This window comes from Paenibacillus sp. ALE3 (genome assembly GCF_054113405.1).
Map to the genome: position 1 here is coordinate 4,983,612 of NZ_CM134214.1, position 14,488 is coordinate 4,998,099.

A 14,488-nucleotide genomic window follows, 5' to 3' on the forward strand; every position below is an offset into this window, starting at 1 on the left:
ACTCGCTCATATATTGGTTCCGTTAAAACAACGATCTCATTTTCCGAGAGGGGTACGCAATCATGGTTTACAACCGATTATTTGACGTAGATAGTTGGAAGCTGACAACACACACTCTACATAGCACACACATGCGATTACAGGAAAGCTTAACGTCCATAGGCAACGGTTATATGGGCATGCGCGGCAATTTTGAAGAAACTTATTCAGGTGATCATCATCAAGGAACGTATATCTCCGGTATATGGTTCCCTGACAAAACAAAGGTAGGCTGGTGGAAGAACGGCTATCCTGAATATTTCGGCAAGGTCATCAATGCCATGAATTTCATCGGCATCCGTCTGATTGTAAACCAAGAGGAAGTGGACTTATTTACGGCACAGATCAGCGATTTTGTGCAGGAACTGGACATGAAGCAGGGAATCCTGCGGCGCGCTTGTACTGTGAACGACCAGGTTCGTATCACTACAGAGCGTTTTCTGAGCATTACTACACGTGAATTATGCCTGATTGATTATCAGGTCGAAAATATAAGCGATCAGCCTTTAAGCATTGAGCTTGTTCCTTATTTGGATGGCAATACGAAAAATGAGGACACAAACTATGACGAGGTATTTTGGCTGGAAGAAGCCCGTGAGGTTCAAGAGCAATTCATCAGCCTGTCCACAACGACGATAGATAATCCCTTCGGTATTCCGCGCTTTACCGTAAACGCTACCATGGGTATTGTAACCGAGGGACAAGATGAGCAGACGACGGAAGAGGGCTTTTTGTATGCTGCACGCCACTATCAATACAACGTCTCGCCAGGTGACCGTATCCAACTGCAAAAAATTGTAGCCGTCACCACTTCACGCGATATGGAAAAGGATGCATTGATTCCGCAAGCTGAACGCATCGCCGTGGAAGCTGTCAACAAAGGCTACACCTCTCTTAAGCAAGAGCATATCGACGCTTGGGCCAGACGCTGGGACAAGGCAGATGTTGAAATTGAGGGGGATACGGAGGCCCAACAGGGAATACGCTTTAACATTTTCCAGCTATTCTCTACGTACTACGGTGAAGATGCCCGTCTGAATATCGGACCGAAGGGCTTTACGGGTGAAAAATATGGCGGTGCCACCTATTGGGATACAGAGGCATATGCCGTACCTATGTATCTGGCGCTTGCCGATCCGGAGGTAACGCGAAATCTGCTGCTGTACCGTCATCAACATCTGGAGGGTGCCAAGCATAACGCAACCCAGCAAGGGCTTCGCGGGGCATTGTATCCTATGGTCACTTTTACAGGCGTGGAATGCCATAACGAATGGGAAATTACCTTCGAAGAAATCCATCGTAACGGTGCAATTGCCTATGCCATTTACAATTACACCAATTATACGGGGGACTTGACCTATCTGCATGACTACGGGATCGATGTACTGGTCGAAATTAGCCGTTTCTGGGCCGATCGAGTTCATTTCTCCAAGAGCCGTCAGCAGTATATGATCCACGGGGTTACCGGGCCAAACGAATACGAAAATAACGTTAATAACAACTGGTATACCAATACACTGGCTGCATGGGTTCTAAAATATACTTTGTCAGTCTTGCCTCAAATTTCGACTGAGAAATCGCAGCGCCTGGCCGTAACAGCTGATGAGCGTGCACATTGGCAAGATATCATTAACAACATGTACTATCCTTATGATGAAGAGCGGGGCGTCTTCGTACAGCACGATACCTTTATGGATAAGGATTTGCAGCCTGTATCCACTTTGCATCCTAGCAATCTGCCACTTAATCAGAAATGGTCATGGGATAAAATCCTGCGTTCCTGCTTCATTAAGCAAGCGGATGTACTGCAAGGGCTCTATTTCTTTGGAGACCAGTTCACGCTGGAGGAAAAAGCGCGCAATTTTGCATTTTACGAGCCAATGACCGTTCATGAATCCAGTCTGTCTCCTTCGATTCATGCCGTGCTGGCTGCTGAACTCAAAATGGAGGATAAGGCAGTCGAAATGTATAAACGGACGGCCCGTCTGGATCTGGATAACTATAATAATGACACCGAAGACGGACTTCATATCACCTCTATGACAGGAAGCTGGCTGGCGATTGTACAGGGATTTGCCGGGATGAGAACCTATAATGAAACATTAAGCTTCTCCCCTTTTCTGCCAAAGGACTGGAACAAATATACGTTTAAAATCAACTATCGCGGCCGCTTGCTAAGTATTCTCGTACAGGAGGGTGAAGTAGTCATTACCCTGCTGGACGGAGAACCGCTCACGCTGGAGCTGTATGGACAGCCAACGCATATTACCAGTGGGCAGTCGTTAATGGCGAGCAGTGCTTCATAAATGGACCAGACAGGGGGAAAGCAAATGAAAGCAGTTATTTTTGATCTGGACGGAGTCATTACAGATACCGCCGAATATCATTTTCAGGCATGGGGTAGCCTGGCGGCAGCGCTCAGCATCCCTTTTGATCGGGAATTTAATGAACAGTTAAAAGGAATCAGCCGTACGGAATCGCTCGACAAAATACTGGCACGCGGTAACCTGTCCGATACGTTATCAGAAGAAGGCAAGCAAGAACTGGCTATACAAAAAAACACCGAGTATCAGCGGCTCATCTCAGCCTTGACTCCCTCAGACGTTCTTCCGGGCATTCAAGCGCTTTTGAAGGAGCTGCGTGAAGCCCGAGTTGGCATCGCGCTGGCCTCTGCGAGCAAAAATGCAGCGTTTATACTGGATCGGCTGGAGCTAGCGCACTATTTTGACAGTGTGGTGGATGTTACTGCCATTCGGCATGGAAAGCCTGACCCGGAAATTTTCCTCGCCGGAGCTGCGAATCTAGGCGTTCAGCCTGCCGACTGTATCGGCATAGAAGACGCACAGGCTGGCATACAGGCGATCAAGGGTGCCGGGATGTTCGCGGTCGGTGTAGGAACACCTTCGCAAATGCAAGGTGCGGATATCGTGGTAGCCACTACAGCCGAGCTTTCCTTGAGCATGCTGGAGGAACATTTTTACGAGTTCAAAAAATGATCCCATTCTGATTAAGTTCATATAGCGTTATGTATGACTAAAGACGAACACCATTAGGTGTTCGTTTTTGCTTTTGCCGAAAAAGGATTCATGAATATTTATCACTATTTTACACATATTACATGCATATCATGCTTAAGTTTTTTGAAGGGGGAAACGTCATTGGCAAGACCACTCGAGGCAAAATTAGATTATCTTGAAAAGACTCTGGGTCATCTTCCTGATGTCGTCTTCAAAAAAATGAATGTAGGCCAAACGGGAATTCATGTCATTATGATCTATCTCTCCGGTATTGCGGATACAAGTATGATTAACGAACAAATCGTCAAGCCGCTCATTTTAACTGGAATCCGTGAAAACCACTCCCCAGTTAATCCTGACAAAATAAAGGAGGAGTTGATACAGCAGACAGCATTTACGATCGATATGAAAGAAGGGACAGACCTTGAAACGTGTGTAAGCAAAGTGTTATCGGGCAATACTTGTCTGCTGATCGAAGGGACTGATGATGTTTTTTTTGCTTCTACAGGCAAATTTCCTTCGCGAAGTGTTGAGGAACCCAGCACCGAAACTTTGGTTAGAGGACCAAGGGAAGGTTTTATTGAGGATTTGGAAAGCAACCTGGCAATGGTTAGAAGGCACATCAAAGATATTAGTTTCAGAATAGACAAAATAACCATAGGAAGGAGATCTTCCCGTAAATTAGCGATCTTGTACATATCGGATATCGCAAATCCGGAGCTAGTTCAGGAAGTTAAGCGAAGAGTCGAAACGATTGATGTGGATGATGCTTCCGATACCGGGGTTATTGAACAATGGATCGAGGAACATCCATGGTCTCCGTTTCCCCAGATTCAAGCCTCTGAACGCTCGGATAAAGCTATAACGGCCTTAATGTCAGGGAGGGTTGTCATTATGCTAGATGGCACCCCTTTTGTCCTAATTGCTCCCATGACCTTCTGGATGCTGGCTCAATCGCCAGAAGATTATTATGAGCGTTTCCCCTTAGGGACATTTTTCCGCATGCTTCGTTTAATGGCTTTGTTCATTGCAACATTCCTGCCTTCGTTGTACGTTGCACTGATTTCTTTCCATCCTGGATTAATCCCGCCTGAGCTGGTCATATCTATCGTTGCCTCAAGGGAGGGAATCCCTTTTCCCGTTTTTGTGGAGGCTTTAATTATGGAATTGGCATTGGAAATATTGCGCGAGGCCAGTCTGCGGCTACCCAAAGGGATAGGACAGGTCATCGGTATTGTAGGCGGTCTTGTTATTGGACAAGCAGCTGTCGAGGCGGCGGTTGTAAGTGCTTTTCTGATTATTATTGTTGGTCTTACTGCCATTGCGTCCTTTGCAAGCCCTCAGTACAGCGGCAGTATCGGAATCCGGCTTCTTCGTTTTCCCATTATGATGATCGCAGGGGTTTTTGGGCTTTATGGAGTAATTTTAGCCTTTATTTGTTTAGGTGTACACATGGTCCAGATCAAGAGCTTTGGTGTTCCTTACATGTCACCCCTAGCCCCTGTTCGGCTAAGAGATCAACAAGACACTTTTATTCGGGCTCCTTTTAAATACCTCAGAAAACGTCCTATGATGCTAAAGACGCAGGATGAAACACAATCTAACAGGAAAAGGAAGTAAGCCAATGATCTCTTACATCTTTCTGTTTCGTCGAACCCTATGGGTGCAAAAATGCTTTGCCGCATGGATCGTGTGTACTCTCCTCACCGGTTGTTGGGATAGCAGAGAGATCGATAACTTGAGTATTATTCAAGGTGTCGCCATTGATATGGATCAGCAGGATATGCTGGAACTTACCTACCAGCACTTAATCGCGCAGAAATCCAGAAAAAATATGTACAGCAACGTAACAACCTTTAACAAAGATTCCATCCAATCTGCTTCCAGGGAACAGGCCAAGCAGGTATCCCGTGCTCCTTTATATAGTTTTATTCGCCTGATTTTGATTAGTGATCAAGCTATACAAAAAAGAAGAATCGACCAGTTGTTAGATACGTTTACTCGCTCCTATAAACCAAGTCGAAAATCACTTGTTATGATCATAAAAGGCAATGCAAAAGAAGCGCTCAATAAGATCGGTAAACATCAAGAGATACCTTCTATTGACCTTGAAGCAATGGCTAAAAACAGCAATTTAAACTCAAAAATACCTTATAGAATAACCTTAGGAGAAATTTCTACGCATATCTCACAAGGAGCTGACTTCCTCATTCAATGTCTAGAAACCAATGGAGGCAACCACTTCTCAGGCGCAGCTCTGGTCAGCGGCAAAACGAAGAAATTTGCTTATTGGCTGGACGAAGAGGATGTCATCGGAATCAACTGGATGCTGGGAAAAACGAAGGGCTCAATTATTAGAATTGAGAGCTCAAAGTCAAATCAATCCGTGGTGTTTGAAGTTGAGGATGTCCACACAAAACTTATTCCCCACCTCAACGGGCAGGACCTCTCATTCACAGTTCGAATTAAATCAGATATTAAACTAAACGAAAGCACGGTTAGTTCTGAAGACTTCCTGAAGGAATCATTCATTCAAACTGCTAAACAAGAGGCACAGGATGAAATCAAACAGACCGTATCCCAATCGCTAAACACACTCCAGAAAGAAATGAGAGCAGATGTGGTCGGTTTTGGCACAAAAGTAAAAGTGAAATATCCCGCTTACTGGGATCGGGTAAAGGAAAATTGGCAAGATACATTCAGTGAAATACCGATCAATGTTAAGGCTAAGGTACAGATAGAGCGAACTGGCGCTTATACAAAAGGAGAGGGTGAATAATGTCTAACATACCTTCCATGAAACAGGAAAAAATATCTACCCTGCAAGCCTTATTTACCGTCACTTCGACCGTGTATGCTGTGGGTATTGTCAGTTTACCAAGAACCATTGCGGAGAAGACGCAAACACCCGACGTGTGGCAGGGACTTTTGCTGGCAACTCTGCTTGGGATCGTCGTCATTTTTATCCACGTTAAATTGTGCCATAGATTTCCAGGGAAGACGTTCTATGAGTTCAATCCTGTGATTGCAGGTAAATTCATCGGCTTTCTGATCAATATCGCATTTATTGTATTTTGCACGATGATCTGCTCTCTTGTATGTAGAATGATGGCGGAATTCCTCAAAGGTCTTGCACTGGAGAGAACCCCGATAAGCATGATTCTCTTGCCGTTTCTTCTGCTTATTGGGTATTTGACCTGGGGCGGTCTCCATGCAATGGTGCGATTGATCGAGCTTTTTTTTCCTTTAACCTTTATTGTTTTTTTATTGTTGATCATTCTTAATATCAACCATTTTAATCTTGATAATTTGCGCCCTGTTTTCCATAAAGGTTGGCGTCCGATCTTTGAATCACTTAAAGTTATACCTTTCTCTACAATGGGTTTTGAATCGATCCTTATATTAACTAATGTGATGACCCACCCACAAAAAGCATGGAAGGCCGGGTGGATTGGCTACTCGATTGCAATGGGTTTGTATATTTTAATGGTAACGATGGTCATTGGCTGTATGTCAGTAGAAGAAGTTTCCCGATTGCAGTGGCCCGTCGTTTCTTTTGCACAGCAAATTGAATTCCCCGGTGCGTTCCTGGAACGATTTGAAATATTATTTATCATTTTGTGGACGATCAAAATCTTCATGACCGCCTCAAATTATTATTTCTATATTGTTACTGGAATCAGCCAGCTCACCCAGAAGTGGAACAAGTATATCTGTTATCTCCCGTTAATTATATTATTTTGCCTGAGCATGTATCCCCAAAATTTTATTGAAATAGGCAACTTCGATAAAATAATAGGTTATGTTGGAATTGTTGTATGTGCAGCAGTACCTTCGGTGCTTCTTGTCATCTCTATGGTCTTCCATCGAACAGAAAAAACGGATGGAAAACAGTAAAGGGTATCTCCTCGCTCTTGCCAATGACTCCCCCCTTATGCTATAGCGTAAGGGGTTTTACTTTTTAACCAGCGTTTATTCCTCGAAATTTTCCAACTGCTCCCTCCACTCAATTACATTCGTGAACTGATATAATGGAAGAGTTAAGCTACTTCCAGATCAACTATTCTCTCTTAGGAGACTATTGCATATGAAACCAACCTATCTTATGGATGATATACAGTGGCAGCAGCTCATTCAAAACGTGGCTGACCATTTTAATGATGTGACAATCAAACGAGGTTTTCAGTACTTTAAGCAGGGAAAGGTAAAAGAATTCGCAATGCCTGATGCTGACCATATTGCGGCTGTCGTGGATGGGAATGAGCTCTACGAAGTGGATCTCCACTTGAGTGCTTTTGCTGCCAGCAGATGTACATGTCCTGTTCGCACCAACTGCAAGCATATGATCGCCGTATTGCTGAACTACGCGAATGAACAGGAACGTTCCGTCCATGCATTAGTGAACGCTCATTCGGCGGGATTCACTCGGCTGGCTGCAAAAGCAGACACCCGTACCCCACCTACTTTCCGGTCGAACCTTTCGCTGGAGCACAAGGAAACAACACGAGATGCTCTCAGTAAAACAGCAAGCAACATACCGGACATGCCCGTTTCCGAATGGCATGATCTGTTTGATCAGTGTATCGCCCTTAACCATGTGCACACACAAAATTCTCAATATGTCCAAAGTGCTTTATCTTCGATCTACGCTGTGAAGCCGCCGCTCTCACCTGGCATGCAGCAGCTATATGGACTGCATGCTCATCTGCGTGTGCTGGAAAAGCTGGTACCTCAGGCCCCCATGACGGGTTATCCCACTCATACCTATATGGGTTACTACACCCAAATCGCCGCAGATGAGCTGAAAGAGGCGATCGAGCGTGATTTTGAGCGTCCACTGGAGCTGACTGATGAACCGATGCATGAAGCTCGTATGGCAGAAACTTTAGCTTATTTGCGCCGAAAAATGCTGACAGAGTCGCGGAACGGTACCTATTTTTCAGACGCGTATTATCAGTTTTGGCTGTACTGGGTGCATCCTGCAAGGCAGGACTCCAACATATATACGGAGGAATTGCAGCATTTACATGCAGCTGAGGAGGAGCATGGTGCAAGGTTGGCACGGCTTCCGTGGATGCTGGCTCAGAGCTGGATGTATGTTTACCAAGCGCAGGATCATAAAGCCTGGGAACTACTACAGGAGGCTGAACGGGCTTTTCCACTAAAAATCTCCTCCAGCCAATTGCTGTTGTTCCTACATGCGTTGCGACAGGCCGAAGATTGGGTACGTCTCAAAAACGGACTGCGACATATCGGCCCCCTCCTTCACAGTCATCGGGATGATCATTTACAGGATTATATGCATGATTGGGAGCTGGTTTTGCAGCACCTTCCAGAAGCAGAGGAGGACATGTGGGACACGCTGAAGGGTATGCTTCCATTTGCGGGTGGAATGTATGAAGAGGCTCTACTTGCTCATGAAAAATGGCGGCAATGGATCGACTATCAGCTAAGCATACGCAGTGAACCTTTAAGTTTTCGGGTGAGCGTGCTGCAACCTATTGAAAAGAACGCGCCTGAGTTGTTGCTGCCCTTTTACCATCAAGCGGTAGAACGTTATGTGCTGGAAAAAAACAGATCTAGCTATAAAGCAGCGGTTAAGCTGTTAAAGCGATTGTTCAAGCTGTACAAGAAAATGAAGCAAGAAACACGCTGGGAGCTGTTCTTCACGACCTTTACCAGCCGTCACAGCCGCCTGCGGGCGCTGCAGGAGGAATTGCGGAAAGGGAAATTGTTATCATGAGCCAATATACCGAAACGATTACGGTGCATATTCAATTAACTACCTATGGGGACGCGCTGATCTATGGCGATTCCTCCATGAACTATAGCATTTCCGGTCAAATGTTGAAGCAGCGTTTGTTTGCTTGGCATGAGGCTTCATTTTATGGCACCGAGCTGGAGATTCAGCATGTTCAAGACACAGATATTATCGTGTTGCCCTCGGAGCAAGTAATTCCTTTTCTGGCAGAGCAGGAGCTTCTACAGCATATCGAATGGATCTGGGACGAGGCCAATGCCCCGTGGCTTCGGCTGATCCCTCTATTGGCTCACTGTATTGAAACGAAAGCCTATGTGCCCAACTTCACGTCGTTCCAAGCAGGGAAGCTGCAATGGAAGTGGGATGCAGAAGCATTGGAAAACATCCAACCGGCAGAGCTTGCTTTGCTGGACAACCTGGATGAAAACGAGCGCGAAGGGCTGGTAGCGGCGTTCTCGGCCGCTGTTTTCCAGCGCTGGTACGGCACTGAAGCGGAAGCCGCTGATTTGCGAAGAGAGTATCCGGTTCTCTTCGCCCCCAATCGACAGGCTGCGGCGGGCCTGGATGCCCAAGTCTGGCTTATCGCCATTGGATGGAAGGCCGATACCGCGCCATTTCGCCCGCTTCTACAACTGCTGGAGCCAGAGCTGGAGGACGACGAGCCATCTTGGAAGCTCAAGCTTGTGTTGCAGGACAAGCAGGACCCAGCCTTGCTGGTGCCTGTACAGCTCGCCGATGATGGATATGCATCCGGCTCATGGCCCGATGCGTGGACGGTGCATGTGCGTGAGCGCTCAGGCGGATGGCTGGAACGCTTGACCGCTATTTTGCCCGCAGGGCAGCGTGCCGGAAGCCGCGATGACATACTGAGTCGCCCGCTCTCCGACGAAGCAGCGTGGCAATTCCTGACGACCGACAGCCAACGTCTGCTGGAAAGTGGTTGGCAAGTGCTGCTCCCGGCCTGGTGGGAGGCAGCTACCCGCAAGAAGCCGAAGCTGCGGGCCAAGGTACGCCCGGGCGAAGGAGCGGGAGAGCGCACGAAGGGCAGCTCGCTGTTCGGACTGGACTCGATTGTCCAGTTCGATTGGCGCGTTGCCATTGGCGATGCCGATCTGAGCGAGTCGGAATTCGCCGAGCTGGTCGCTCGCAACGAGCGCTTGGTGCGCTTCCGCGGGCAATGGATCGCGCTCGACCCTGCGCTGCTGGCGCAAATCCGCCGCGCCATGGACGGAATCGACAGCGCTCAGGGATTGTCCTTTCAGGACATTCTGCAGCTGCATCTGCTTGGCAACACCGACGAGCCTGAAGGCGATGCCTCGGGCGAGCAGCCGGAGGACCCGGCACGCTTCCGACTGGAAGTAGAGCTGAACGCTCATCTACTGAAGCTGATCAGCCAGCTCGGACGGCAATCGGAATGGCCCGCTCTGGACGTGCCGGATGGACTGCAAGCCGAGCTGCGGACATATCAGCGGGACGGATACGCATGGCTGGCCTTTTTACGGCGCTTTGGATTGGGCGCCTGTCTGGCCGATGATATGGGGCTCGGCAAAACGGTGCAGTTTATTACTTATTTACTGCACCTACAGGAAATTGCCGCCGAGACGGGTGTGCGCTCCAGTTCGTTGCTGATTTGCCCGACTTCGGTGCTGGGCAACTGGCAGAAGGAGCTCAGCCGCTTCGCTCCTTCATTAAGAGTCATGCTGCACTATGGAGGCAAGCGAGAGCAGGGAGACTTGTTCCGCGAAAAAGTCGAGCAGGCCGATGTCATCCTGACCTCCTTCGCTACAGCAACTCTGGATCAAGAGCTGCTGCAAAGCATGACTTGGGATTCGATCTGTCTGGATGAAGCGCAAAACATTAAAAATGCGCAAACCAAGCAATCCACAGCTGTGCGCAGCTTCCCTGCACGTCATCGTATCGCGTTGACAGGAACACCTATTGAAAATCGGCTGTCCGAGCTATGGTCCATTTATGATTTTATCAATCCAGGTTATCTGGGCAGCTCACGCGCCTTTAGCAATCGCTTCATGAATGCTATTGAAAAAGAACATAATGAGCAGCGCACGTTGGATTTGCAAAAGCTGGTTCAGCCCTTCATGCTACGTCGCAAAAAGAAGGACCCTGCGATACAGCTTGATTTACCTGACAAGAATGAGATGAAAACGTACATTCACCTCACCTCCGAGCAGGGTGCGCTCTATGATCAGATTGTTAAAGAGCTGATGGAACGGATGCAGAAGCTGGAGGGGATCGAGCGTAAAGGAGCTATTTTGTCAGCTCTGACCCAGTTGAAGCAGCTTTGTGACCACCCTGCTCTTTTAACCAAGGAGGCGCTTCTGGATGCAGCAGCTTCTGGTTACAGTCAGCCCGATCTTGAGGCGATCATTAGCCGTTCATCCAAACTGGAGCGCATTCTGGCTATGGTCAAGGAGCTGCGGGAAGAGGGCGAGCGCTGTCTTATTTTTACACAGTATATTGGTATGGGTCAGATGCTTCAGCAGGTACTCACTCAGGAACTTCAAGAACCCGTGCTCTATTTGAACGGTAGTACATCCAAAACTGCGCGTGACCGAATGATTGATCAATTCCAATCGCACACGCTTCCCCCTGACGAGCAACCGTCCGTGTTTATTTTATCGCTCAAGGCCGGAGGGGTGGGTCTCAATCTGACAGCTGCCAACCATGTCTTTCACTTTGATCGCTGGTGGAATCCAGCTGTTGAAAATCAGGCCACAGACCGAGCCTACCGGATGGGACAAACCAAAGATGTACAGGTTCACAAATTTATCTCGCTCGGCACGCTGGAGGAACGCATTGACGAGATGCTGGAGAGCAAGCAGCAGCTCAGCGACCAAATTATTACCAGCACCGAGGGCTGGATTACGGAACTGTCTACAGAAGCGTTGAAGGACCTCTTTACGCTACGGCGCGAGTGGGCATAATGTGTCTCATATCGGACTATAGTGTATACGGAGTACCCGTTTGAGTTCGTTATACGCCTATTTTAAGGAAGAGTAGTTTATAGCACGGTCCAACACTCCTTTGTATGCATTTAATATCTCATCACAACAAAGGAGTTGATTTTTAGTGGCCATTCGTCCTCCACAAACGCTGAAATCTACGGGCAGAAAGGTTCCTGTTACGAGATATCGCAATGTGAGTCCAACACAAACCCTTCGTAGATTTACAGTTATCTGGGCTAATAATGATGGTGTACCTTTTAACACGTCTGGATTTTTTGCAACACTCCGGCGTTTAGATGGAACCTTTGTCCAAGCTGCAGGCTTCGACCGCTTTGGTACTGCCCGTTTCAACAGAGTCCGCACACCTACGAACCAGCCTTATATTCTGCGTACTTTTAGAGATGATGGAGTATTATTCCGCGTTAGATCCGTACCTGCTGGCGTATCCTCATTTGTCGTTATTGGTTAAGTTCGTACCGAACGCAGCCTAAACATGTTTAACAACAAAAGCAGTCAGAACAGAGCGCATCTGTCCTGACTGCTTTTTTCAAACTACCTACTCGGAATCTTCTTCTACTTGTACGTCTTTCGTAGCGGCTGTATTGTACACCGTTTTGAGCCAGTTCTCACTCGACCAGTTCAGCTTGCCTGCGCCCGCTCCATCCTTGGCCTGCAATTGAGCAACCAAGTTGGCAGGGTCTTCGGCTGTATAGCTGTATGGCAACGTTGTGAACCCATTCCAAGAGAAGCTCTTAGCCTTTGCTGGATAAGGAGCTAATGGGCTATTCGCAGCGTCACTGCCGCCTCTGAACACGGCACCGTTGTCCGAAAAGATAACATCCTCGGCTTTGATTTTACCTGTATAATCCGCTTTGTTAGGGTCTTTTTGATTATTACGTACTGGAGAAAATACATCTATTAAATACGATTTTTCTAGCAAAACCGCGCCGTTTTCTGTTGAAATCGCACCATTACCCACGACGTCAAAATGGTACCCTTTGGCAGCGATCGCTTTGGCCATGTCGGACGTAATTCTTTTTTTAGCTCTGGCCAATCCAGCATCATCCATAACAATGTTATATGCATGAGCATTACCACCACGCAAACGTGGCATACGGTCTTGAATATCCAGATAGTAATTATGGTGCAGCGTCACTTCCAAATCCGCATTGTCGCCTGCCATTTCCGTGGCACCCACCAGATGCGCTTTCTTTTGTCCTGCTGCAATATCAATGATATCTTCTTTACTCATGCCCACTGCACTGCTTCTCAAATAAGCGTACATAGGATAGGAGGACTTATCTGCTTCCATGGCATTGACTTGTTGGGTTACCCAGCTGTTGGAGCTGCGGTCATCTCCTTTGAACAAGGACCAGGAAATCGTAACTCCGTTACTGCCCTTTTTCACATCTACCAGGCCATCATAGGCTTTGTTAAATGTACAATGGTCGATCCATACCTTAGAGCTTGCACCTTCGATGGTAATATAATCCCAGTCATTCTTGTCATAGTTTCCTTTGGTTGCTTCATCCCATTCCCACAGTTCATCAAATTCAAGGTTACGAAAAATCAAATTAGAGCTTCGTTTGATGACAAAACCGGCATGCTTGATTTTCGCACCATTGGCCGAGAAAATCGTAACTCCATTCATATTCTCGATATAGACTTTGCTCACCCCTGTCTTTTTCAGAACAGGATGTGTTTGTACAGGATTGTTGGCGCTAAATGGCATTGCCTTCGCAGCGCTAGGGATTTCATTCCAGCCAAGGTCCAGATCGTTCATAATTTCAATCACTTTAACTTTGCTGCCTTTTTTCAGTGCTTCGTTGAGATCTACAGCATTGTACACCTTTTTGTAATTAGCATCGGTATCGGTAATGTTCCCACCACCTGTATTACCATACGAAAAGCCAGTCAAATTATAATTATTTTTGGAGGTTACACCGGGGTCCATCCCTGGAGTTGGTTGTTCTGTACCCGGTGTCGGCTTCACAGGTGGTGTACTTGCATTCCCTTCTGAAGAAGCACCCGATACAATCACATTGTCGAACTGGGCAACTGCTTTAGACGTTACCAGACCCATAGCTCCAGCAGTGAGACTAGTGTCTGTGGCGGACAACTCCAGCTGATCATTAACATACATTTTGATTTCCGAACCGGATAGCTCCAGCTTAACTCTGTACCATGTATTGGTGTCTAGTTTGTATTTTTTATTGGTAGCCAATGTCTTCATAGAGCCATTAACCTTTTTACGAATCTCAAGGGCTCCGCCTTTCTTATTGTACAACGATGCTGCATAGAAATTGTTTGAATCTGTGTATCTACCTGCCACATATACTCGATTAGAGCCATTAAAATCATTTACATATACATCTGCTTGCACACTATAATTCGTCCATAAGGTATTGCCTTTAACGGAATGGCTTTCGCTTCGACTAGATTGTTGGTATGTAGAACCATTCCCGTCCTTGACCACAGACCAGTTCCCTGAACCTGCAGACCATCCTTGAGCTTCTCCTTGTTCAAAATCATCACTTACCTGTACATTCTCATCAGCCTGTGCATGGCCTAAAAGCGGTAGTGATAAAGACAGTGCCAACGTACTGCTTAACATTACACTTGCACATTTTTTTAACAAACTCGATTTCATATCACAATTCCCTTCTCAATTAGATTCATGAATACTAAAGCAAACGGTATATAACGTA

The 14,488-nt window shown here is 46.8% G+C and carries 9 protein-coding genes; 8 read left to right on the forward strand and 1 reads right to left on the reverse strand.

Annotation, left to right across the window (positions count from 1 at the left end; genetic code table 11):
- The first annotated feature begins 62 nt into the window (after window positions 1-62).
- From ACXHJ2_RS22390 to ACXHJ2_RS22425, 8 genes are all read left to right on the forward strand, one after another.
- Window positions 63-2,345 carry a glycoside hydrolase family 65 protein gene (locus tag ACXHJ2_RS22390; protein WP_165083277.1) on the forward strand — a complete coding sequence of 761 codons (2,283 nt, stop codon included), beginning with the start codon at window positions 63-65 and terminating at the stop codon, window positions 2,343-2,345.
- 24 nt (window positions 2,346-2,369) lie between these two features.
- The gene (gene pgmB, locus ACXHJ2_RS22395; RefSeq protein WP_165083279.1) at window positions 2,370-3,035 is read left to right on the forward strand and encodes a beta-phosphoglucomutase; all 666 of its coding nucleotides are present in this window, start codon (window positions 2,370-2,372) and stop codon (window positions 3,033-3,035) included.
- Window positions 3,036-3,197: 162 nt separating this feature from the next.
- On the forward strand, window positions 3,198-4,676 hold the full coding sequence (locus ACXHJ2_RS22400) for a spore germination protein (RefSeq protein WP_165083281.1): 1,479 nt from the start codon (window positions 3,198-3,200) through the stop codon (window positions 4,674-4,676).
- Between the two features lie 4 nt (window positions 4,677-4,680).
- Window positions 4,681-5,835, forward strand: coding sequence for a Ger(x)C family spore germination protein (locus tag ACXHJ2_RS22405; protein ID WP_165083283.1), 1,155 nt, complete (start codon window positions 4,681-4,683; stop codon window positions 5,833-5,835).
- Window positions 5,835-6,953 (forward strand): GerAB/ArcD/ProY family transporter, encoded by a 1,119-nt coding sequence (locus tag ACXHJ2_RS22410; protein ID WP_165083285.1) that lies wholly within the window; start codon window positions 5,835-5,837, stop codon window positions 6,951-6,953. The genes ACXHJ2_RS22405 and ACXHJ2_RS22410 overlap by 1 nt, the downstream gene beginning before the upstream one ends.
- Window positions 6,954-7,143: 190 nt before the next feature.
- A complete protein-coding gene (locus tag ACXHJ2_RS22415; protein ID WP_165083287.1) occupies window positions 7,144-8,799 on the forward strand; it encodes an SWIM zinc finger family protein in 1,656 nt (551 codons plus the stop codon).
- Window positions 8,796-11,759, forward strand: coding sequence for a DEAD/DEAH box helicase (locus tag ACXHJ2_RS22420; protein WP_165083289.1), 2,964 nt, complete (start codon window positions 8,796-8,798; stop codon window positions 11,757-11,759). Before ACXHJ2_RS22415 ends, ACXHJ2_RS22420 begins: the two co-directional genes overlap by 4 nt.
- Window positions 11,760-11,904: 145 nt before the next feature.
- Complete coding sequence (locus tag ACXHJ2_RS22425) at window positions 11,905-12,249, forward strand: hypothetical protein (protein WP_016820169.1); 345 nt, start codon at window positions 11,905-11,907, stop codon at window positions 12,247-12,249.
- Window positions 12,250-12,336: 87 nt separating this feature from the next.
- On the opposite strand, the gene ACXHJ2_RS22430 is transcribed toward ACXHJ2_RS22425, so the two are convergent.
- Window positions 12,337-14,430: a pectate lyase family protein gene (locus ACXHJ2_RS22430; RefSeq protein WP_165083291.1), complete on the reverse strand. Its 2,094-nt coding sequence runs from the start codon at window positions 14,428-14,430 to the stop codon at window positions 12,337-12,339.
- Window positions 14,431-14,488 lie beyond the last annotated feature (58 nt).

Coding starts and splice junctions, on each gene's coding strand:
- ACXHJ2_RS22410 (WP_165083285.1), top strand. CDS start 5,835: ATGTCTAACATACCTTCCATGAAACAGGAAAAAATATCTACCCTGCAA.
- ACXHJ2_RS22415 (WP_165083287.1), top strand. CDS start 7,144: ATGAAACCAACCTATCTTATGGATGATATACAGTGGCAGCAGCTCATT.
- ACXHJ2_RS22405 (WP_165083283.1), top strand. CDS start 4,681: ATGATCTCTTACATCTTTCTGTTTCGTCGAACCCTATGGGTGCAAAAA.
- pgmB (WP_165083279.1), top strand. CDS start 2,370: ATGAAAGCAGTTATTTTTGATCTGGACGGAGTCATTACAGATACCGCC.
- ACXHJ2_RS22420 (WP_165083289.1), top strand. CDS start 8,796: ATGAGCCAATATACCGAAACGATTACGGTGCATATTCAATTAACTACC.
- ACXHJ2_RS22430 (WP_165083291.1), bottom strand. CDS start 14,430: ATGAAATCGAGTTTGTTAAAAAAATGTGCAAGTGTAATGTTAAGCAGT.
- ACXHJ2_RS22390 (WP_165083277.1), top strand. CDS start 63: ATGGTTTACAACCGATTATTTGACGTAGATAGTTGGAAGCTGACAACA.